Source organism: Streptomyces sp. NPDC033270, from assembly GCF_055576575.1.
This window is the reverse complement of the sequence record NZ_JBVIRA010000001.1, coordinates 646242-666892: the sequence shown is the minus strand read 5'-3', so window position 1 is coordinate 666892 and position 20651 is coordinate 646242. Positions and strand designations below refer to the sequence as shown.

Genomic DNA, 20651 nt, shown 5'->3' with positions numbered 1-20651 from the left:
CCACGACCATGGACGAACTCGGCTTCGACGGCCCGTCCCCTCGCCACCGCTGGTGGCCCGAGGAGGGCATCGGTACCCGTGTCACCACCGCGACCTCACCGCATGCCCTGCCGACGCGGCCCGACACCGAGGACCTGACCGGGTTGGTCGACCTGATCTGCTCCGGACACCGGATGACCCTCCAGGCGCACCAGACCCTGCAGACTTGGCTGCTGAGGCGCACCGCCCGGGCGGGCGGGCCGGCTGACGGACCTGCCACGGACACCGGTGGGAACCGTTGGGCCCGCCCGGCTGGCGCTGGGCACCGGACCGTTTCCGCGGGCGGCGCCACGGACGTGGGCCCAGCAGATGCCGACCCCGCAACCGCGGTCCTGCGGGCCGGTGTGCGTGCCCTGCAGCAGGCCCACGGGGCCCCGCCACCAGGTCCTCAGCGGGCTTCCTTGACGTGGCATCAGGAGTTGCCCTTCGGTGGCACCGGCCCTGACGCACTGACCGCCACCTGTACCGGCGCAGACTCCTTCGCCGTACGGTCCCGCGGCCGCCTGATCGTCGAGGCGCACGGCACGACCGGACCGGCGCCTGCCCCCCTGGAGACGGTGCGACCGACCCGCAGTTGGCGCCCGCTGGCCCGCGCCGTCCGGCACCGGGTCGACCGTGTCGGGCTGGACCTGCTTGCCGCAGGACGGCTCTCCGACGTCTTCGGACCGGAGCACGGGGACGGAAGCTCGGGTGAGACCACCGGCCAGGTCGGGGCGGGCGGCTACCGCCTTCTGGCGGAGGTCGCCGTCTCCGGTCCGGGATCGGGCCGGTTCGGCCTGGGACACCTCGTCGCCACGGCTGCCCCCGGCGCCGTCAAAGGCCCGGTCGGCTGGGCCGAGCTACTGCCGCTCGTGTGGCAAGCGCTTCGGGTGCACGCGCTGCACGAGGGGCTGCACCTCTGCCTCCCCCGGCCGTTCTTCCACCCGGTAACCGACGCACCCACCCGGCTCTCCGTCGCCCACACCGGGCGAGCGGACGTCAGGCCACTGAGACTGGAGGCCGACGTCACACGGATCGGCCTCGTCCCGCGCCCACATGTCGTGGCGGAGGTCCGGATCAGCGACGAGGAGGGGACGGTGGCCCACGTCCACGAGGCGGGGGTGGCGCTCCGGGAGGCGCCGGGCACCGACATCGTGCCGGGGAAGGCAGCCGGTACGGTCCGCCGATCCCCCGGGGGCGAGCCGGCATTCGCACATGAACTGCACATGGCGCATGCCGCCGACGGCGACCTCACGATCGCCTACGGCCCCGCCGCGCTCGCATCCGCTGCGCGGGTTCGCCCCCGGCTGCCCCGTGGCGGGATGCTGATGCTCGACCGCTTGCTGAGCGCCCCCGACGGGCGGGGCGGGTATCCGGTCGGCTCGACCCACCTCACCGAGTACGACGTCCCCGACGACCCCTGGTACCTGCGCGACAACGGCGGCACGTTGCCCTGGCTCTTCTACTTGGAGAGTGCCCTGCAGGCATCGGCGTTCGTCGGGGCGGCGCTGGGGGCCAGCCTGGAGCACCCGGGCGAGGACTTCACCGTCCGTAACCTCGAAGGCCACGCCCGCCTGGTGCATCCGGTGGACCTGCGCCGCCGTACGGTACGCCAGCACACGACGTTGCTCTCCCACACCCCGATGCCCGGCGCCGTCCTCCAACGGTACGGCTATGAACTGGCCGTGGACGGCGAGGTGTTCCACCGGGGTGAGACCGTGCACGGCTTCTTCACCAGGCCCGTCCTCGACCAACAGCGGGGGCTGGACGGCGGGCGGCGGGTCCCCCCGTGGCTGGAGAGCGGAGCGACTCCGCCATCGGGTGCCCGGCAGCTCGACGCCGGCTCCGGTGCACCGGTGGGGCACGGCCGCCTCGCCCTGCTGGCGGGCGCCACCTGCACCCTGGTGCCGGAGGGCGGCCGGCACGGCCTGGGCTACCTCCTCGCCACCCGCCCCGTGGAATCCGACGACTGGTACTTCAGCCAGCATTTCCTCCACGATCCGGTCATGCCCGGTTCTTGCGGGATCGAGATGTTGTGTCAGGCCGTCAAGTTCCTTCTGTTGCACACTGGTTCGGTCAGTGAGGAATCCCTGAGGACGCTCGTTCCGCTGCCTGGTGCGCCCCTGCGGTGGACCTACCGGGGCCAGATCCTGCCGCACCACGCACAGATGCAAGCCGAGGTCCATCTCCGCGAGGTACAGCGCGACGGCACCGGGCTCACAGTGGTCGCCGACGGCAGTGTCTGGTGTGACGGTCTGCGCATCTACGAGGTGGACACCATCGCGTTCCGAACGTCCCCCCGCCGCGCTACGAAGGAGGCAGCATGACAGTCTCCTTCGACCGGGCCGGCATCCGCGGCGCGCTCGCGGCACTGGACCGGCCCTGCTGTGTGGTCCGGGTCGACGGTCGGATCGGGGCGGCCAACGAGCTTCCACGTCCCGGGTCGGAGATCGAGGTACTCGCCGCCTCGGGCCCGATCGCCACCCACCAGCTCGGCTCGGCAGCCTTCCTGCGCCGCCACGGACTGCGGCAGCCGTACATGGCCGGTTCCATGGCAGGCGGGATCTCCTCGGAGGACCTCGTCGTGGCCCTGGCGAGGGCGGGCGCGCTCGCCTCCTTCGGGGCGGCGGGCCTGGGCACCGCCCGCGTCGAACAGGCCGTCTCCACGCTCCGCAGACGACTTCCGGACCTGGCGTGGGCGTGCAACATCATCCACAACCCCGCCGCGCCTCGGGCCGAACGCGAGATCGTGGACCTCTACCTGCGCCACGACGTGCGCTGCGTCGAGGCATCCGCCTTCATGGGCCCGGACCCCGAACTGGTCCGCTACCGGGTGGCGGGACTGCGACGTGGTCCCGACGGTGCGGCCCTGGCGGACAACCGTGTCATCGCCAAGGTCTCTCAGCCGGCGACCGCCGCGTTCTTCCTCCGGCCGGCACCGCCGGAGATGGTCGACGAACTGGTACGGCAGGGACGGCTGACGGACGAACAAGCCCGCCTGGCCGCACAGGTACCGATGGCCGACGACATCACCGTCGAGGCGGACTCCGCCGGGCACACCGACCGCCGTCCCCTGGTGACCCAACTGCCCCTGCTCCTCGCGCTGCGCGACCGGGAGGCAGCGGCCGGGCGGCCCGGGGGCGCGGTGGGCATCGGGGCGGCGGGCGGGATCGGGACTCCGCAGGCCGCGTTCGCCGCCTTCGCCCTGGGCGCCGCATACATCGTGACCGGGTCGGTCAATCAGGCGTGTGTGGAGGCCGGCACGTCGGCCCGAGCCAAGGAACTGCTGGCGCAGGCCGGTGCGCAGGACTGCACCACCGCCCCCTCGGCCGACATGTTCGAAATGGGCGTGCACGTCCAGGTGCTCAAGCGCGGAACGCTCTTCCCCGGCCGGGCCGCCTGGCTCCACCAGCTCTACCGCGACCACTGCAGCGTGGAAGAGCTTCCCGATGCGGCCCTCGCGCGCCTGGAACGGGAGATCTTCCACCGTCCGCCGGCCGAGGTGTGGCCCGACGTGGCTGCCTACTTGCGGTGCCACCACCCCGAGCAGCTGGAGCGCGCCGAGCAGGACCCCCGACACCGCATGGCCCTGCTCTTCCGCTGGTATCTGGGGCTCTCCTCCCGCTGGGCCACGGACGGCGTCCCGGAGCGGGTGGGCGATTACCAGATCTGGTGCGGACCGTCGATGGGCGCCTTCAACGACTGGGTCCGGGGCACCCCGTGGGCAGCGCCGGAGAACCGGCGTGCCGCGGACGTCGCCGCCGCGTTGCTGGACGGAGCGGCCTACCAGAACCGACTCGCCCAGCTGCGCTTCGCGGGCGTCCGCCTCCCGTCCTGGTGCACCACGACTCCCCCGTATCAGGCGACACCGGACCCGGGCACCCCCGGGCTCCCTCCGCTGTCCCCCTGTCCGGTGGGCGCGGCGGCGCCGCAGGAGGGGCCGTAGTGTTCCAGGTCGATGCGTTCTGGTCGTACGGGATCGGTGCCGGGTATGCGCTCGCTGCCACCCACCAGCTCGCCGTGGCTGGCGGGGACACCGGCCGCCGAGCCGCTGTACGGGACCGTCAGCTCGCACTCACCGTCCTCTTCCTCGGCGTGTTCTTCCTCCCGATGGGGCTGCTGCTGGCGGCCCGGTTCCCCCGCTGGGAAACCATGTACGCCCTCACCGAGATCCCCCCGTGGGCCATGGCCTGCTTCGGCGCAGGGGTGTTCGTGAGCGGTGCGCTCGGCTGTCTCCTCACCGTGCGGCTGCTGGCGCGCGGGGCGTTGTGGGCGGCATGCCTCCAGGTGATCGGCGCGTACGCCGGGGTGTTCTTCGTCCTGGTCCACGGCTGGGACGGCACAGGGCTGCACCGGCTTCTCGCCGCCGCGCCGTCGGCCTTTCCAGCGGGGCCGCCGACGGCCGCGGAACTGCTGCGGTTCTGCCGCTCCCCGGTCGCCGCGACGCTGTGCTGGATGGGGGCCGTGATCCTTCCGGTCCTGCTGTCCTCATACGTGTGGTGCCACGCCTACCGGCCGCAGGAGGGACGCCCCACCGCCCGGCCACCGGGCGCGCGGGATGCCCACGGATGGCGGCCGTCTGCACGGGCGGTCCTGGACGTAGTGGTGGTGGTCCTGGGGACGTGCCCGCTGCTGGCCGTGGCAGCCTCGCTGTCGGTGCGGGCGCTGGGCTGGCCGGCCGGTGGCGCACTCGTGATGGCACTCGGCACGGCCGTACTGCGTCCCCGCGGCCCGCTGGCCCGTCACTGCCGTTCCCTGGTCCGACCGAAGGCCCCGCACGAAAGTTCGCCGGCCACCGCGGAGTATGCCGTCCCGGAACCTGCCGGACCCGGTCGGCCCAGCGCCACCTGACCGGGCCGGGGCCACCGCCCCCATCAGCAGCCCTCCGCCCCACCGGCGAACCCGTTGGAGAGCCCACCGACATGCCGTCACCCCCCACCGACGTACTCGTGCGCGACCTGCTCGACGCTCCCTTGCCGCAGGCGCTGGCCGCGAGCGGACTGACCGGACCGCCGGACACCCACCTCCCGGTGATCGGGATCTTCTCCCGCCGTCCGCTGCTGTCCCTACCGCTCTCCTCCCCGGACGAGGCCCGGGTCGCGGTGGCAGACGCGCGGGAGGCCGAGCAGACGTGGGGGGCCTTGTCCCACACGCAGCGCGCTCGTTGGAGCTTCCGGCTACAGCGAGCGCTGGCAGTGCGCCATGCGGCCCTGCTCACCGTCCTCCAGGACGTCTCCGGCCTCGGTCCCGCCGACGCCGAAGCCGAACTCCGCAGCGCCCGGTCGACGTTGCTGCGGCATGCCGTTGCCGCGGGCCCACACCGCGCACCCTGGCGGCGCCCCCGCTCCGGCACGCCGTCATCCCACACCCCGCAGCGTCCGGCCGTGGTCATGTCGCACGTCGACGGCGCCCGCCCCCTCGTGTCGCTGTTGGAGGGGGCGCTGCCTGCTCTACTGAAGGGGGTGACCGTGGTCTCGGAGACCGACCACCGCACCGCGGTCCCCGTCCTGGCCATGCTTGCGGCGGCCCGGGAAGCCGGGCTGCCGCACGGGGGCTGGGCGGTGGCGGTGGACAGGCGGGCGGCCGACCTCCGGTGCGTACTGGCCGAGCACGCAGACGAGGTCTCACCACGGTGCTGCGCGTGGGATCCTTGGCGCCCGCCGCCACCCGGACTCCTGGTGCTCCGACACGACGGAGATGCACGGGCCGCCGCCCGGGCCACCGTACGGTCCTGCTTCGCCCGCGCCGGTCGCGGTTGCGCGACCACGCCACTGGTCGCGGTGCACGAGACCCGTCTCACTGCGTTCCTGGACCATCTCGCACGGGAGGCTGCGCGCTTCCGCCCGGCCACCGCCCTACCGCACCGGCAGTGGCATGCGCGTCTGTCCGAGTGGACCGAGGCCGCGCTCGGCGCCGGGGCACGGCCGGTCCGGACGGGGACACCCCCTGGCCGAGCCGTCCGGCCGGTGCCGGACCCGATCGTTCTGGTGGCACCGCCATCCGGTGCGCAGGCTCTGCCGAGGCCACCCGTCGGACCGGTCGCACTGCTCATCCGCTTCTCCGCCTGGGCGGAAGTCCTCCACCTCGCCCGGCGCACCGGACCGCACCTGGGGGTCTTCACCCGCACCCGGCTCGCGCAGCTGAGCCCGCAACTCGCCGGGCTGGCCTCCCCTCATATCCAGCTCAACGCGGCGCCCGACGCCGGCTTGCCACCAGGTCTGGCCCACGCCGGCCTCGGCATGTGACGCCCCACCCTCGGCGACGCGCAGCTCCACTCCATAGGAGAAAGAACCGTGACAGTCCCCTCCCCCTCCCCGCCCGATACCGCCGGCCGCCCCACCGTGCCTGCCCGTCGCAGCGGGACGAACTGGCGGCGCCTGGCCATCGTCATGGCACTTTCCGGTCTGGCGGCCGCCCTCATGATCGGTGGCATGCAGGCGGCGGCGATGCCTGTCTCTTTCGCCGTCACGGGCAGCACGTTCCAGGTGTCCGCCCAGCAGATGCACGGCGTCGGCGCCGTGCAGTTCGCCAGCCTCACCTCCGACGCCGCGGGCCATGAACGCCCGGCTGCGGTCGCGGGCATCGGCCGGGCGCGCCTGACCGGCTTGTGCCAGTCATCGGTGGCACACACGCCTCTCGGTGCGGTCACCCTGCGGATCGAAGCGGACCAGGACCGAACGGTGGAGGCCCGTCGACTGGTACTGGGCCTCTCGGAGTTGAAGGGCGACATGCGGTTCGGCGAGGTGGAGATGGGGCGGGACGCCGCGACACTGGACGCCGTCGCCGGGGTGCACGGCGCTTCGGGCCAATACGGCCAACAGGCCCGAACGCTGGACGTCGACGGGATGCGGCTCACCTCCCAGTCCATCACGGCCGGCTCGTTCGATCTGAGCGGCGCACGGATGCACGTACAGCTCGGAGACCACCCATGCTTCTGATCCACCGTGTCCTGCGTGACCGGCCCAACGTCGCAGCCGTCCTGGTGCTCGCTTCCGCCCTCGAACTCGGCTGTCTGCCGCTCGCCCGGCCCTCCTACCTGACCGTGGAGGGATTCCAGGGGGCCACCTCCGTGACGATCGCCCTCGCACTCGCGGTGTGCGCGGGGCACGTGTGGCTGTGGCCGCAACGGGCCCGTCGCGGCGGCTGGACGGCCATCGCGGCGGGGCTGCTGTCCTTTCCGTTCGCCAACCTGGGAGGCTTCCTCATCGGCATACTGCTGGCACTGGTGGGCGGCGCCTTCGCAGTGGCGTGGGACCCCGCGGAGAACCCGCCGGGAACAGATCGGTGACGGCGGCCGGGCCACCGCGTGCTCCCTCGGTGGCCCGCCGCAGGAGGCGCCGCCGGGCCACCGGTGTGCTCACCGTGCTCGCGGTGACCCTGTGCTGTGCGCCGCCCCCCGGAGCAGGGGCTGCCAAGCCGCCCAGGGTCTCCCACCAGGGTCCTTCGCCCTCCGCGGACCGTCCACTCGACATCGCGCTCGGCGGCCTGGACGAAGGCGAGGGCGAGGGCGAGGGCACCACCTTGCGAGCCGACTCGGTCACGTTGCAAGGACTGTGGTGCCCCTTGCTGTCGCCCGAGCCGGGCAGGCCAAAGCTCTGCTCGGCCCAGTTCGCCGAGGTCGAACGCCCCCGCCTGGCTCAGGACCACGGTGCAGGCGGAGCCCTGTGCCTGCGCAGCACACGAATCACCCTGACCGGCATCCGCTTCCGCGCTGACTCGCTCACCGCCACGCTCCCCGGCGGCCTGCCACTCGTGCTCTCCACCGACGCTGTCCCTCCTCTGCCGGTCCCGCAGATCACGCTGCTCGGGGTACATGCGACCGGGGTCCGGATCGCTGCGTCTCGGGTCACCACGGGACGCGCCGATCTGCAACTGACCGGCGAGCAGCACTGCAACTGATCCGACCGGGAGGTCGAAGGCCGGGCTGTTGACGACGAGTACGGCTTGCGGTGAACAGCAGGTCGCCGGGAACCCGGCCGCGACTCCGTACGACTACGTGAGAGAGGTCGCGCCGCCGGCCAGCTGTGTAGCTCGGTCGAACGGCACTGCGGGCGCACGGAGTTGTGGAAGTACGGGAACCCGACGGGCCAGTCATCCGACTACTGGCCCGTGGGGAGGCGGACAGGGCCGCCGCACCCGTTCGGTGACGGATGGCTGAAGGGCGTGTGATGGGCGGGCTGGATATACGGATGCGGGAGGTCACCTGTCGCCACGGCCGAGTTGAGGCGGTCACCGATGTGGATCTGGAGATCGCCGCCGGTGAACGCGTCGCCCTGACGGGTACCAATGGCTCGGGCAAGACGACCCTGCTCCGGGCCGCACTGGGTCTGCATCGCCAGGTCGTCGGGGAGATCCTGGTCGGCGGCCGGGGCAGCCGTACTCCGGCGGAGCGGGCCTGGCGGCGGCGGGCCTGCGCCTGGATTCCGCAGAAGCCGGCCGCCGGCCGATTCCCTCTCCTGGGGGAGGAGTTGCTCGCCAGCAGTCACGCGCCTTCGGAGGCGGGTGAGGCTGCGGTCCGGCTCGGCGTCGGAGGACTGGTCGCGCGTCCTTTGCACACCCTCTCCGGGGGGCAGTTGCAGCGGATGTACCTCGCCCGTGCGATCGGCTGCGTGGCCGCCGGGGCCCAGGTGCTGCTGGCCGACGAGCCCACCGCCGCCCTGGACTTCTCCGGTCAGGAGGAGGCGGCGGAGGTTCTTGCCGGGCTTCCGGTGACACTGGTCGTGGTCACTCATGACCGGGCGCTGGCCGAGCGCTGCGACCGGGTGCTGGAGATGGCCGCCGGGCACCTGCGGGAGGTGGCCCGGTGACCCTCGCCGCCGCCGATCTCGGCGCGCTCCTCCAGCTCGTGCCGGTGCAGCGGGCCGGAATCGCCCTGCTGCTGGCCGCGATCGGGCTGCCGGTGATCGGCGTGGTGATCGTCGGGCTCGACATCATGCCGGTGCGGTTCGCGATGATGCACGTAGCGCTGCTGGGCATCGCGATCGGCCTGCTGTCCGGCCTCGATCCGATGCTGTGTGCGCTGGTGGCGTGCGCCCTGGCCGGCGCCGGCGTGGCACCGCTCGCCCGGACCCCGGACGGCCTGTCAGGGGCGATGGGCCTACTGATGAGTTTGGCCATCGCGGCCGCGCTGCTGGTCCTCGCGGTCTCGGGCGTCAACGCCTCGGGCGCGTTCGCGCTGCTGTGGGGGTCGATCCTGTCCGTGGGTACGGCGGATCTGGTGGTACTCGGGGTTCTGGCGCTCGTCGTCCCCGGCCTGTTCTGGTGGCGGCGCCGGAACGTGGCGCTGCTGCTGTACGACCGGGAACTCGCGCTGTGCTCAGGCGTCCCGGTCCGCGTCCTCACCCTGGTGCTGCTCGTACTGGTCGCGGTATCGGTCGCCGGAGCGATCAAGCTCACCGGTGCCCTGTTGGTCGACGCCCTGACGCTGCTGCCCGCCCTCGCGGCCCGCCGCCTGGGCACCTCGCTGAGCTCGATCACCTTCTGGGCGATCGGCGTCGGGATCACCGTGAACCTGACCGGATTCCTCATCGCTCTCTGGCTGGACTGGCCGCCGGGGCCGGTCCTCGTCCTGACTGCGGGGGCGCTCGTCCTCGCGGTTCACCTCATACCCGAACGGAGAATCAGCTCATGGCGCGCACCCGCGTCCGTATCGCTTCCCTCCTCGCACTGAGCGCGGCACCGGCCCTGGTCGCGGGCTGCGGCAGCGGCGCCGACAAGTCGGCCGACAGCGGCTCCGAAGGTACGAAGGGGAAGCCTGTCGTCGTCGTGACCACTACTTGGGAAGGTGCCTTCGCGAAGGCCGCGGGCGCCAAGGACGTCACGGTCATCGTGCCCCAGTCCGTGCACCACGCCCCCGACTACGATCCCAAGCCCTCCGACCTCGCGGCCGTCGCCAAGGCCGACTTCGTGCTGTACGCGCCCTTCGAGCCGTACGCCGAGAAGATCAAGGAAGCCGCGGGGTCCACGGCGAAGCCGGTCGAGGTGCATCTCGACAACGACGCCAACAAGGTCAAGGCCGAAGTCGCACGGCTGGGCAAGCTGTTCGGTACCCAGAAGGCCGCAGCGAAGTGGACGACCGCCTTTGATGCCGAATACGGGAAGCTGACCAAGGACCTGAGGGCCGCCTGGCCCGGCGGCAAGAGCCCGAACGTGGTCAGCCAGGTCTTCACCACCTGGTCGGCGAAGCTGGCGGGTGCCACCACCGTCGGCACCTACGGGCCCGAGGCCGTCACCCCGGCGCAGCTGGCCGAGCTGTCGAAGAAGAAGCCGCTCCTGGTCCTGGACAACGCACATATGTCGACCGGAACGGTCCTGCCCGGCTCCGGCGCCAAGCAAGTGAAGATCGTCAACTACCCGGGCAAGGACCTGGACCTGCTGCCCGTGTACCGCAATGCGGCGGCGGAGCTGAAGAAGGCCATGTCCGGGTCCTAGGGCCTGTCCGATGGGTCAGGGTCGGAGAGGCCGCGGCGTCTGGTGCACTGCGTTCGCTGCGCGAACTCCGTCTCGGCTCCTCATGTGCTCCTTGGATGCCGAGCTGCATCGCAAGGCGCCGGAGCGTCTCGATAGCGGAGCTATCGGGACGTTTCGGCAACGCCGCGAGGTGCCGTGCCAGACGCCGCGGACCCGGCCATGACCCATCGGACAGGCCCTAAGGGTGTCTTCCCGGGTGACCGGCACCGTATGGGAACTCTGACCGGTTTGGCCCGCCGGCGCCCCGTGTGATTCCCCTCACGGGGACCGACGGCCCCACCCCTGTACGTGGCCGCCGGCGTACGTGCTGCGCGCGCAACGGCCGCTACGGAGCGCCGAGATGACTTCCCGCCATGGATGGTCGCCTCCGCTCGTTCGACTCGCTGCGCTGTACATGCACCTGATCGTCCGCGTGTACATGCTGGATAGGTTGTGCCGGTGCGCAGACCGGGACGAGGGGCCAGGCGGACCGGAAGGGGTCTGCTCTGCGCTTTCGCGTGCCTGTTGCTGGGCGCTGCGAGCCATGTCGCAGCCGGTGGCCGGTTGCCCGGCGGGGGTGTGCTGGGTGTTCTTTTCGCCGTTCTGACCGTGCAGGGCACGGTGCTCTTCGGTGGGCGGCGGCGCCGCTTCGATGTGACGACGCTGACGCTGGGCGGGACGCAGTTCGCCCTCCACCTCGCGCTCCATCACCTGTCGATGCGCGAGGGTGGCCCCACCATGTCCGTCGGGCACGCGGCGCACCGCATGTCCGGGAGCATGGACGAGAGCATGTCCGGCCCGCGCATGGGCGGCATGGTGCCGGCGGACATGGCGGGAGGCGGTGGCGGACATTCTCTGTCCCCGGCCATGCCCCTGGCCCACGCGGTCGCCACGCTCGGGACCGCGCTGTGCGTCGTCTACGGAGAGCGGGTACTGCGACGTCTGGCGGCCCTGGTGGTGCCGGACGTCTGCTTCCGCGCTCCCCCGGTCCTCCCCTTCACCCCACGCCTTCGGCCGGCGCTCCCGCCGTCGGAGCATCCCCGGTTCGGCGTACTGCTCGCACGTTCCCGGCCCCGGCGGGGCCCGCCCTCAGCGGTCCCGGTCTGACGGGCCCCTCCCGCCGTTCTCTCGCGCCGCCCGTGCAGCGGCGCCGATGAGGCATGCGCTGGGGCGGAGTCGGACCGGGGCACTCGTGTCGTCCACACCGCCCCCGGCGGATTCCCCTTCACGGTTTCGCGGCGCCTCCGGCCCGTCCGGCGGATGCCGCCCTCTGAGGAACGTGCATGTCTTCCAGAATCGAAGAACCACCACAAAGCGACCACGGTCGGATCGACGCCCAGTCGCCCGAGGTCGCGGTCACCGTCGCCGTCGCCGAACCCGAGGCCACCCCCACGCCGGAGGAGTGCCGGCCCGGCCGCTCCTGGCAGGGCGTGCGGGCTCTGCTCGTCCGGCTGCACTTCTACGCCGGCGTGTTCGTCGCCCCCTTCCTGCTGGTGGCCGCCCTGACCGGGCTGGCCTACACCTTCACTCCGCAGCTCGACCAGCTGGTCTACGGCGACCGGCTGCGCGTCGAGCAGGTGGGCGACAAGCCGCGTCTGCTCGCCGACCAGATAGCCGCCGCGCGGGACGCCCACCCGGAGGGCAGCCTGGCCTCCGTCGTCACCCCGCCCGGCCCGGAGGACACCACGCGGGTGGTGCTGTCGGTGCCGGAGCTCGGTGAGAAGCAGCGGACCGTGTTCGTCGACCCGTACACCGCCGGGGTGCAGGGTGAGCTGACCACGTCATGGGGCGCGACCCCGCTCACCACCTGGCTCGACGAACTCCACCGCGATCTGCACCTGGGCGAAGCCGGCCGCCTCTACGCGGAGGTCGCCGCGAGCTGGCTGTGGGTGATCGTCGTGGGCGGCCTGGTGCTCTGGCTAGGACGCAGCCGGGGACAGCGCGCCAAGTCCGTACGCGGTGTGCTGCTGCCGGACCGTTCTGCCCGGGGCGTGCGCCGCACCCGCAGCTGGCACGCGGCCACCGGTGTGTGGCTGGCTCTGGGGCTTCTTTTCCTCAGCGCCACTGGTCTGACCTGGTCGAAGTATGCGGGTGAGCGGTTCGGGCAGCTGCTGGACGCGGTCAAGGGCCATGCTCCGGAGCTGGACACCGCGCTTCCCGGCGCGACGCCGTCCGCGGGAGACGGGGGCGGGGAGCACGCGGGGCACGGCGCCGGCCATGGCACGGCCTCGGCGGATCCGGCCGGCTTCGACGCCGCGCTGGCGGTCGCCCGGGACGCCGGGCTGGGCGGCAAGGTGGAAGTGACGCCTCCCGCCGACGGCGCTGGCGCGTGGACCGTGGCGCAGAAGGACAACGAGTGGCCGGTGCACTACGACCAGGTCGCCGTGGACGCGGAGAAGGGCGAGGTCACCTCCCGCAGCCGGTGGGCGGACTATCCGTTCCTGGCCAAGCTCAGCAAGCTCGGTGTGCAGGGACACATGGGGGTGCTGTTCGGGATCGCCAACCAGATCGTGCTGGCCCTGGTCGCGCTCGGACTGGCCGCCGTGACCATCTGGGGCTACCGCATGTGGTGGCAGCGCCGCCCGACCCGCGACGACCGCAGGGCGGTACTCGGCAGGGCCCCGGCCCGCGGGGTGTGGCGCAGGCTGCCGCTGCCCGTGCTCGTCCTGGGCGTACCGGCGGTCGTCGCGCTCGGCTGGGCGCTGCCCGTCCTGGGCGTCACCCTGGCCGGGTTCCTCGTCCTGGACGTGGCGACCGGTCTCGTCCGGCGGAGCCGGGCAGCCTGACGCGCGGGGGCAGGCACGCCTCGCACGTGCCTGCCCCCCCGCTGCTCGTCGGCGGTCGGGCGAGACGGCCCGCCCTACGGGCCGAGCGTCAGCCCGTAGGAGCGAGCGGAGACGCGGGGGCCGGGTGCACAGCGGTCGGCAGGTCCGGCGGCAGGCTTCCGGCCAGTCGCCGGCGCAGCCCCGCCCGGTCGGGTTTGCCCGCCGGGGTCAGCGGAATCTCCGCGACGACCAGGAGACGCTCGGGGTGCTTGCGCTGCTCCAGTCCCCGTTGCGTGAGGTGCGCGCACAGGGAGTCGAGAGTCAGGGGGTCGCCGGGACCCGCGGCATCGGTGGTACGGGACACAACGCAGGCCGCGAGCCGCTCGCCCATCACCGCGTCCGGCACTCCGACGCACACCACGTCGCGGACGAGGGGGTGGGCGGCCAGTTCCCGCTCGACCTCCGCGGGGCTGATGTTGGCGCCGCCGCGGATGACGATGTCCTTGAGGCGTCCCACGATGTGCAAAGTGCCCTCGCCGTCGAGGAATCCGAGGTCACCGGTTCGCACCCAGCCGTCGGGGGTGCGGTAGCGGGCGTCGAGCTCCGGGGAGGCGACGTAGCACATGGGGGTCATCGGGCCACGCGCGATGATCTCTCCGATCGCTCCGTCCGGCAGCGGCGCGTGGGTCTCGGGATCGGCGATACGGATGTCGGCGACGCGGGGGTCGGGGCGGCCGGCGACCACGCCCTGGCCGTCCGCGGTGGGCGTGTCGTCGTCCAGCGCCGTGTGGCAGTTGACCCCGTCGGCCGATCCGTAGAGGTTGACGACCGGACAGCCGAATGCGCGGGCGGCGTGCGCGGCAGTGGTCGCGTCCAGGGCCGCGCCGCCGAGGACGAGTGCCGTGGGGGCGGGCAGTTTCTCGCCCGAGGTGTCGAGCCGGTCGAGCATCATGCGCACCATCGTGGGCACGCCCAGGACGTGCGTGGGTTCGTGCTCCCGTATGGCGGCGAGTGCGGCCTCGGGGGTGAAGTGGTCGAGCAGGATGAGCGTTCCGCCGTGCCGGGCGAGGGTGACGGCGGTTCCGCTGGAGCCGAAGGCCGAGGCGAGCGGCACCAGGAACAGGCAGCGCGGCGGGGTCTGGTCGGGCATGAGCGAGGCCAGGAAGTTGCCGCGGCCGCCGGCCATCGCGTTGTGGGAGTAGGCGACCATCTTCGGCTCGGCTTCGGAACCGGAGGAGACGAGGATGCGGGCCGCGCTGTCCGGGTGCGGTCTGGCGGGGACGAACGCGGTCGGGTCGGAGCGCAGCAGCTCCGAGAGGGCAGTCGTCCCCTGTGGGGCGCCGCCGGGTCGTCCAGCCGCGATGACATGGCGGAGTGCGGGCAGGACCGGGGCCAGGGCCTGCAGGTCGGCGGCGTGGTGGTTGCCGCGGTGCTCGACGGCCGCGATGACGGCGACGGCCTCGGCACGGCGGAGCAGGTGCTCGGCTTCCAGGCTTCCGCGGCCGACCGGGAAGGGCAGCGCGACGGCGCCGAGCGCGGCGAGGGCGAGATCGGCGATGACGGCGGTGCGGCCATTGGGCAGTTGGACACCGACCACGTCTCCCGGGCGTATGCCGAGGCTGCTGAGTCCGGTGGCCAGACATCGCACTTTCCGGTCGAGCGCGGTGTAGCAGAGCTTTCCCTTGGCGTCCAGGACGGCGGTGCGGTGCAGGTCCGCGATCTGGCGGGCCCGGAAGAGGCTGTAGAGGTCGAGGTCGGGGCAGGTGCCGTCGATCACCCAGGAGCGGCGGAGATCGACGGGCAGCAGGTCGTGCAGGGCGACGGTCATGCGAAGCTCCAAGGGTCGGGAACGGCGAAGGCACCGTGTGTGTCCCGGCTGATCGCACAGCCGGCGAAGCGCGGATCGCGGTGAAGGTCGGCCAGGTCCGTGGTGACGGCCGTCGCGGTCAGGCCGTGCTCGCCCAGCCGCGTCAGAGCCTCGTCGGTGGGCAGCTCGCTCAGGTCGTGGGCACGGACGGCAGCCGCGCAGGCGTCGGCGGGGGCGATCCAGCCGTCCGCGGTGCGCATGGGGCGGCGGAATCCGCCCGGCCGTCGTGCGTTGCCTCCCTCGGCGGCCCGACGCAGCGCGGGGGCGGTGAGGAGATCGGCGGCACCCAGCAGGGAGGAGTCCACACGCACGCCCCGGCCGGTGCGTTCGCGCAGCAGCAGTCCGGCGAGCAGGGCCTCGGTGCCGAGGAGTCCGCCCAGGACGTCGAGCAGCGTCATCAGCGAGGGGGCGGGCGACTCGTCCGCCGGGCGGGCGGCTTCGCCGACTCCGGTGCGGGCCTGCACCATGAAGTCCGTCCCCATCGGGGCGTGCGGGAGACGGCCGGCCCAGCCGCTGGTGTAGGCGTAGACGAGTCCGGGGTTGACCGCGGCCAGGTCGTCCGCGTCGAGGCCGAGCTGGGCGGCCTTGCCCGGCGCCCAGTTGTGCAGGAAGACATCGGCCTGGGCCGCCATCTCCCGCAGCCGGCGGCGGTCGGACTCCGCCTTGATGTCCACCTCCTCGGCCTTCTTGCCCCGGTTCAGCGCGAGCCAGCGGGCGGAGACGCCCGAAGAGGTGGGCGGCATCCCACGCAACGGATCACCGCCCGGCGGCTCGATGCGGATCACCTCCGCACCGAGCAGTCCCAGCAGGTGGGCGGCGAGCGGGGCCTGGATCCGGCGGCCTGCCTCCAGCACGGTCAGCCCCGCCAGCGGCCGTGCCACGGCTGCCGGAGGTCCCGTGACCCGATGTCCCGATCCGTGGGACACGACGGTCCACGGGGCGGCGCCGTCATGTTCGGTTGTGCGTTCGGCGAGGGTGCGCAGCCGGCAGACCTCGGCGCCGGACATCGACGCCGCCTGGCGGATGCGCTGCCAGCTGTGGGCGAGCGTGGTCGCGTGCAGCGCCGGCGGGAGCGGGGCGCAGGCGGTGGCGTACCGGAACTGGAACGGCCGCCAACCGGCGCGGATGGCTTCGGGCGGTGCGTCCAGGACCCGCCAGAAGGCGGCCCAGGCACCCGGGTCCAGCGTCTCCAGCTCGAAGAGCGTTCCCCCGGCCGCGGTGAACGGCGGGCCGCCCGCGGCGAGTTCGGACACCTCGCCCTCGTCGGCTCCGGCCGCGGCAAGGTACTGGGAGACCGCCAGCAGTCCGGCTCGGTCGGCGCTCGTGGACACCTGCGCCGTCGCCCCGCCACGTGCCTGCCACAGCAGCCCGGCGAGGAGTCCCTGCACGGTGAGTACGGCGGTCGCGGTGGCGGCGTAGTCGACGGCCAGGCCACGTGGTTCGCCGTCGCGTCGGCCGTGCACGGACATCATGCCCGTGGCTGCCTGCACGGTGGCCTCGTCGATGATCCCGCTTCCGGGAGCCGCCCACCTCATCTGGGCTTCTTGGGGGGAGAAGCCGCAGCCGCCGACGGTGATCCGTGCGGTCCCGGCGTCTGCCCGCGCCGCGGGCTCCCGCTCCGCACGAGTTCCCAGAAGACGCAGATGCCGGGTGACGAGGCCGGTCGGTTCCGGCGGCCCCGAGGTGGCGAGCTGCAGCCCGTCGAGTGGTCGGACCGTCTGCGTGCTGGCTGGTGACGTCATGCCTCTCCTCTCCTGGCACGGCGGCGGCCGGCGCATGGGAATGTGCGGAACGCGGGAACCCGAGAGCGCGCGCATCCGACCAGTTCCACGAACAGACAGTCGGACTGTCATCCGCACGGGTTCCCGGCAGACTGGAGAAAAGTGGTGGAGAGGCGTGGTCACGTCGTGGCCGGTCCTGGTGAAGAGGGGCTCGGCACCGCCGAGTTGACGGAGCGGGTGACGGATTTCGTACGTCGGAGGGTGATGCCGTGCGAGCCCGTACTGGACGGCGGGGGCCCCGCGGCCGCGGCTGCCCTGCGCGAGCTGCGCAGCCAGGCCAAGGAGAGCGGTCTGTGGGCCATGCCGTTGCCCGTCGAGCTGGGTGGCCAGGGCCTTCCCCTGCGGCGGTACGCACGGCTGGCCGAGGCCGAGGGAGCGAGCGACCACGGCCCGGCCGCACTGGGCTCCGCTCCCCTGCTCGACGTCACGATGCTGCAACGCCACGGCAGCACACGGATACGTGACCACTACCTCAGGCGGCTGGTCTCCGGGGAGCTCCGCACCTGCTACGCGATGACCGAACCCGATGTCCCGGGCACCGACCCCTTCATGACCGGCACCCGCGCCGTCCGGGAGAAGGACGGAAGTTGGACCCTCATCGGCCGCAAATGGTTCACCTCCAGTGCCGCCGAAGCCGATCTCGTCACCGTCCTCGCCCGCACCGACGGAGACACCTCCGATCGCGACGGGCTCTCCCTCCTCCTTGTCCCCACCGACTCCCCCGGCTTCCGCCTCGTCCGCGAACTTCCCGTGCTCGGCGCCGGCGGGCAGTGGGAGATCGCACTGGACCAGGTCACCGTCCCGGACGACCACCTGCTCGGCGAGCGTGGCCAAGCCCTCACCATCGCCCGCGAACGGCTCCAACTGGGCCGCACCCTGCGCTGTCTGCGCTGGCTCGGGCAGGCGCAGCGGGCCTTCGACCTGATGTGCGCACGGGCCAACTCCCGTACGGGCAGCCGCGGTCCGCTCGCGAGCCACCAACTGGTGCAGCAGCACGTCTTCGAGTCGCTGCTCGCCCTGCGCACCACCCGACCGTTGGTCCACGAAGCGGTGGGCCGCATCGCCTCCGGTGTCGACGCACACACCGAAGTGGGCCTGGCCAAAGTGGCCGCTGCCCGCATGCTCCAACAGGTCGCGGACGCGGCCATTCAGGTCCACGGTGCGGCCGGCCTCGGTCCCGACACCCCGCTGCCCGCGCTCTTCCGTACCGGCCGCACCGCCCGGATCCTCGACGGCCCGGACGAGCTGCACATCACGTCCGTCGCACGCCGGGTCCTGCGCGACTACCCGGCGTAGCTCTCCAGAACGCTCCCTCGGCCCGGGGCGGCGCGCTCGGCACAAGGCCGGGGCTATACATGCCGAATGTCGACCAGTCCGGTGTGCGCGGCAAGCCCGAGCGCGAGGAAGAAATCGCCCCACACCAGTTCGTGTCGTGGGGCGGTTCCCCGTACGGCGTCGTAGCAGCCGTCCAGCAGCATGCCGGCCGGACGGGTCTGCCCGGGCGCGGTGACGTGCGAGGTGACGAGACGATGCAGGGTCGCGACGGCGCGGGCGGAGTACTCGGCCACCCGCGGGCCCGGGAGGCATGCGAGCTTCAGCAGCGCGACCGCTGTGATGGCGGCGGCCGAGGTGTCCGACGGACCGTCGGGCCGTGTGGCATCGGCCGGCGGGACCAGGCGCCCGGAGGCCTCCGCCTGTGGGTCGGCCAGCTGCGCCGTCACGGCCTCCCAGCGGGCCGGTGCCCACGCCGCGGCGACGTCGCCGCGATGCAGCGCATCAGCCACGGCGAGCAGCAGCCACGCACGTCCACGGGTCCAGCCGGACGGCGGATCCTCGCACGGCCGCCAGCCACCGCCCGCGTCGAAGTGCCAAGCAGGGACGAACACCCCTTCACCCACGCAGAGTTCGAGATTTCGACACAGGTGGGAGGCGGCCGCCTCGACACCTTCCGATCCCGCTTCGGCGAGCAGCGGCACCATGCCGGGCACACCGTCCGCTCTGGTCAGCAGCCGCGGCCCGCCGAACGCCGATCCCCAGGGCACCAGGCCGAGTTCGGGGTCCAGCGAGGTCAGGCAGGCCCGTGCGGCACGGCTACGCAAGGCGGCGGCATCGGTGTCACCGTCGGCCAAGGCGGTCCCGTACCAGAGCATCAGCCCACGAGTTGCGGTGTCGGCAGTCACCCACTCCGCCAGTCGCCCGGTACACGCGGCGGCCGCGGCCCGGTCGGCTCGCCTGCCGGTGCGCCTGGCCCGCAGCCACAGCAGTCCGGCCCAGAACCCACCGGTCCACGCACCGCGCCGGGTCGTCGTCCACCGACCGCTCTCCGGATCGGCGAACAGCGGGAAACGGTCGCCGACTTCGGCCGCGGTTCCGGCGACCCGGTCGAGCACATCCGACAGCGCGCGTTCGGCCCAGTCTCCGGACGTCATGCCGCACTCGCCGCCGTACGCTGCCGACGCTCACGCCGCGCCCACACGAACCCCACCGTGCCGGCCGCCGCGAACTCCCCTGCGACCAGCAGCCAGCCGGGCCCGTAGTGGCCGGCTTCCGCGAGCACGCCGAAGACCGGCGGGCCCACGGCGAAGCCGGCGAAGAACCCGGCCGAGACGAGCGCCGAGTCCTGACCGGCCCGGCCCGGGGCGGCGCGCTGCATGACCAGCACCATGGAGACGGCGTTCCCGGACACGGCGAACACCCCCACCGCCACGGCCGCCGGCCAGGCCAGCGGATGCACGAGCAGCGCGCCCGCCAGCAACAATGCTGCTCCGACAGCTCCAACCGCGAGCCATCCCGGAAGCCGTTCGGCGCGGCCCGGAGTGGCCGCCTTCGACCAGCCCACGCGGCCGACGATGCCCGCCACACCCAGCACCGCCACGAGAGCCCCGGCGGCAGTGGGCCCCATTCCGAGCTCCCGAGCCCCGAACAGCGCCAAGTAGGTGTTGACGGAGGCGATTCCGCAGCCCAGCAGCAGGGAGAACGCCGCCAGCCAGGCGATGGCTCCGCGCGGCACCAGTGACGAGCGCGCCCCCGCCCCCTTCGCCGGAGGATCGGCAGGCAGCGTACGCAGAGCACAGAGGGCGGCCACCACGGCCGCGGCCGCTGCCGTCCACACGGCCCACCGCCAGCCGACACCTGCGGCCAGCGCCGCCAGTGGCAGCCCGGCCGCGAACGCACCCAGCTGCACACCCGACTGCTTCATCCCGGTCACCGAGCCCCGTGCGGCGGGCGGCACAGCGGCCAGAATCGTCTTGTTGGTCGCCGGATTGGCCAGCGCCTGGGGCAGTCCGCCCACGGCGACCGCCGCGAGCAGAAACCCGGCACCGGGCGCCGCACCGATCAGCCCGAGCGCCACGGCCGATACGAGCAACAGCGCAACGAGCGCACGCCGCGGCCCGATCCGATCCACGATCCGACCACTCGACGGGGACAGCGCAGCCGCCGTGCCGAAACCGATCGTCGTCGTCAGGCCCAACACCGTGGCGGATATACCCAGTTCGTCCACCAGACGCGGGCCGAGCGCACCAAGTAGGAAGAGCTGCAGCATCGAGAAGGACATGGCACACGTGAGCAGCGCCGTCAGCCCTGCCTTCGTTCCCGCTGCCGGCACCCCCGCAACCACCCGTTCTCCACTCAACGGCGTCTCCGTTCCCCGCGGTCGGATGCCCTTCGCCGGATGCTCTTCGCCGAAGGTTCTTCGCGTCACGTCAGCAGTCGGCCGAGGCGGCACGGGAGTTCCCCACAGGCCATATGGCGTGCGTCACACCAACTCGC

Annotated in this window: 17 protein-coding genes; 13 read left to right on the top strand and 4 right to left on the bottom strand. The window is 72.6% G+C overall.

Features of this window, described 5'->3' with window-relative positions:
• The first annotated feature begins 8 nt into the window (after positions 1 to 8).
• From ACZ5XZ_RS03095 to ACZ5XZ_RS03040, 12 genes are all read left to right on the top strand, one after another.
• Entirely contained in the window at positions 9 to 2345 is a 2337-nt protein-coding gene (locus ACZ5XZ_RS03095) for a hotdog family protein (protein ID WP_468974005.1), read from the top strand.
• Positions 2342 to 3964, top strand: a complete 1623-nt coding sequence (locus ACZ5XZ_RS03090) for a PfaD family polyunsaturated fatty acid/polyketide biosynthesis protein (protein WP_468974003.1) — start codon at positions 2342 to 2344, stop codon at positions 3962 to 3964. Before ACZ5XZ_RS03095 ends, ACZ5XZ_RS03090 begins: the two co-directional genes overlap by 4 nt.
• On the top strand, positions 3964 to 4869 hold the full coding sequence (locus tag ACZ5XZ_RS03085) for a hypothetical protein (protein WP_468974001.1): 906 nt from the start codon (positions 3964 to 3966) through the stop codon (positions 4867 to 4869). Before ACZ5XZ_RS03090 ends, ACZ5XZ_RS03085 begins: the two co-directional genes overlap by 1 nt.
• A 71-nt stretch (positions 4870 to 4940) precedes the next feature.
• Positions 4941 to 6263 (top strand): aldehyde dehydrogenase family protein, encoded by a 1323-nt coding sequence (locus tag ACZ5XZ_RS03080; RefSeq protein ID WP_468973999.1) that lies wholly within the window; start codon positions 4941 to 4943, stop codon positions 6261 to 6263.
• A 48-nt stretch (positions 6264 to 6311) separates the two neighbouring features.
• Positions 6312 to 6956 (top strand): DUF6230 family protein, encoded by a 645-nt coding sequence (locus ACZ5XZ_RS03075; protein ID WP_468973996.1) that lies wholly within the window; start codon positions 6312 to 6314, stop codon positions 6954 to 6956.
• Entirely contained in the window at positions 6947 to 7306 is a 360-nt protein-coding gene (locus ACZ5XZ_RS03070; RefSeq protein ID WP_468973994.1) for a DUF6114 domain-containing protein, read from the top strand. Before ACZ5XZ_RS03075 ends, ACZ5XZ_RS03070 begins: the two co-directional genes overlap by 10 nt.
• Before the next feature lie 29 nt (positions 7307 to 7335).
• Positions 7336 to 7917, top strand: coding sequence for a hypothetical protein (locus ACZ5XZ_RS03065; RefSeq protein WP_468973992.1), 582 nt, complete (start codon positions 7336 to 7338; stop codon positions 7915 to 7917).
• Positions 7918 to 8186: 269 nt separating this feature from the next.
• Entirely contained in the window at positions 8187 to 8825 is a 639-nt protein-coding gene (locus ACZ5XZ_RS03060; protein WP_468973990.1) for a metal ABC transporter ATP-binding protein, read from the top strand.
• Positions 8822 to 9688: a metal ABC transporter permease gene (locus ACZ5XZ_RS03055; protein WP_468973987.1), complete on the top strand. Its 867-nt coding sequence runs from the start codon at positions 8822 to 8824 to the stop codon at positions 9686 to 9688. Before ACZ5XZ_RS03060 ends, ACZ5XZ_RS03055 begins: the two co-directional genes overlap by 4 nt.
• A complete protein-coding gene (locus ACZ5XZ_RS03050) occupies positions 9646 to 10449 on the top strand; it encodes a metal ABC transporter solute-binding protein, Zn/Mn family (RefSeq protein ID WP_468973985.1) in 804 nt (267 codons plus the stop codon). The genes ACZ5XZ_RS03055 and ACZ5XZ_RS03050 overlap by 43 nt, the downstream gene beginning before the upstream one ends.
• Positions 10450 to 11046: 597 nt before the next feature.
• The gene (locus ACZ5XZ_RS03045; protein ID WP_468973983.1) at positions 11047 to 11574 is read left to right on the top strand and encodes a hypothetical protein; all 528 of its coding nucleotides are present in this window, start codon (positions 11047 to 11049) and stop codon (positions 11572 to 11574) included.
• Between the two features lie 176 nt (positions 11575 to 11750).
• Entirely contained in the window at positions 11751 to 13253 is a 1503-nt protein-coding gene (locus ACZ5XZ_RS03040; protein ID WP_468973981.1) for a PepSY-associated TM helix domain-containing protein, read from the top strand.
• 88 nt (positions 13254 to 13341) lie between these two features.
• On the opposite strand, the gene ACZ5XZ_RS03035 is transcribed toward ACZ5XZ_RS03040, so the two are convergent.
• Both ACZ5XZ_RS03035 and ACZ5XZ_RS03030 read right to left on the bottom strand, forming a co-directional pair.
• The gene (locus tag ACZ5XZ_RS03035; RefSeq protein WP_468973979.1) at positions 13342 to 15060 is read right to left on the bottom strand and encodes a class I adenylate-forming enzyme family protein; all 1719 of its coding nucleotides are present in this window, start codon (positions 15058 to 15060) and stop codon (positions 13342 to 13344) included.
• Positions 15057 to 16841, bottom strand: coding sequence for a CoA transferase (locus ACZ5XZ_RS03030; protein WP_468973977.1), 1785 nt, complete (start codon positions 16839 to 16841; stop codon positions 15057 to 15059). Before ACZ5XZ_RS03030 ends, ACZ5XZ_RS03035 begins: the two co-directional genes overlap by 4 nt.
• A gap of 243 nt (positions 16842 to 17084) precedes the next feature.
• On the opposite strand from ACZ5XZ_RS03030, the gene ACZ5XZ_RS03025 reads away from it, so the two are divergent.
• Positions 17085 to 18176: an acyl-CoA dehydrogenase family protein gene (locus ACZ5XZ_RS03025; protein ID WP_468974173.1), complete on the top strand. Its 1092-nt coding sequence runs from the start codon at positions 17085 to 17087 to the stop codon at positions 18174 to 18176.
• A 53-nt stretch (positions 18177 to 18229) separates the two neighbouring features.
• Here the strand turns inward: ACZ5XZ_RS03025 and ACZ5XZ_RS03020 are convergent, their stop codons facing one another.
• Positions 18230 to 19309, bottom strand: coding sequence for a sugar ABC transporter permease (locus tag ACZ5XZ_RS03020; RefSeq protein ID WP_468973975.1), 1080 nt, complete (start codon positions 19307 to 19309; stop codon positions 18230 to 18232).
• Positions 19306 to 20436: an MFS transporter gene (locus ACZ5XZ_RS03015; RefSeq protein ID WP_468973973.1), complete on the bottom strand. Its 1131-nt coding sequence runs from the start codon at positions 20434 to 20436 to the stop codon at positions 19306 to 19308. The genes ACZ5XZ_RS03020 and ACZ5XZ_RS03015 overlap by 4 nt, the downstream gene beginning before the upstream one ends.
• Positions 20437 to 20651 lie beyond the last annotated feature (215 nt).

Bases quoted from the DNA above. Each gene is read 5' to 3' on its own strand.
- ACZ5XZ_RS03095 (WP_468974005.1), top strand. From the start codon at position 9: ATGGACGAACTCGGCTTCGACGGCCCGTCCCCTCGCCACCGCTGGTGG.
- ACZ5XZ_RS03090 (WP_468974003.1), top strand. From the start codon at position 2,342: ATGACAGTCTCCTTCGACCGGGCCGGCATCCGCGGCGCGCTCGCGGCA.
- ACZ5XZ_RS03080 (WP_468973999.1), top strand. From the start codon at position 4,941: ATGCCGTCACCCCCCACCGACGTACTCGTGCGCGACCTGCTCGACGCT.
- ACZ5XZ_RS03070 (WP_468973994.1), top strand. From the start codon at position 6,947: ATGCTTCTGATCCACCGTGTCCTGCGTGACCGGCCCAACGTCGCAGCC.
- ACZ5XZ_RS03060 (WP_468973990.1), top strand. From the start codon at position 8,187: ATGGGCGGGCTGGATATACGGATGCGGGAGGTCACCTGTCGCCACGGC.
- ACZ5XZ_RS03050 (WP_468973985.1), top strand. From the start codon at position 9,646: ATGGCGCGCACCCGCGTCCGTATCGCTTCCCTCCTCGCACTGAGCGCG.
- ACZ5XZ_RS03040 (WP_468973981.1), top strand. From the start codon at position 11,751: ATGTCTTCCAGAATCGAAGAACCACCACAAAGCGACCACGGTCGGATC.
- ACZ5XZ_RS03035 (WP_468973979.1), bottom strand. From the start codon at position 15,060: ATGACCGTCGCCCTGCACGACCTGCTGCCCGTCGATCTCCGCCGCTCC.
- ACZ5XZ_RS03030 (WP_468973977.1), bottom strand. From the start codon at position 16,841: ATGACGTCACCAGCCAGCACGCAGACGGTCCGACCACTCGACGGGCTG.
- ACZ5XZ_RS03025 (WP_468974173.1), top strand. From the start codon at position 17,085: ATGCCGTGCGAGCCCGTACTGGACGGCGGGGGCCCCGCGGCCGCGGCT.
- ACZ5XZ_RS03020 (WP_468973975.1), bottom strand. From the start codon at position 19,309: ATGACGTCCGGAGACTGGGCCGAACGCGCGCTGTCGGATGTGCTCGAC.
- ACZ5XZ_RS03015 (WP_468973973.1), bottom strand. From the start codon at position 20,436: ATGTCCTTCTCGATGCTGCAGCTCTTCCTACTTGGTGCGCTCGGCCCG.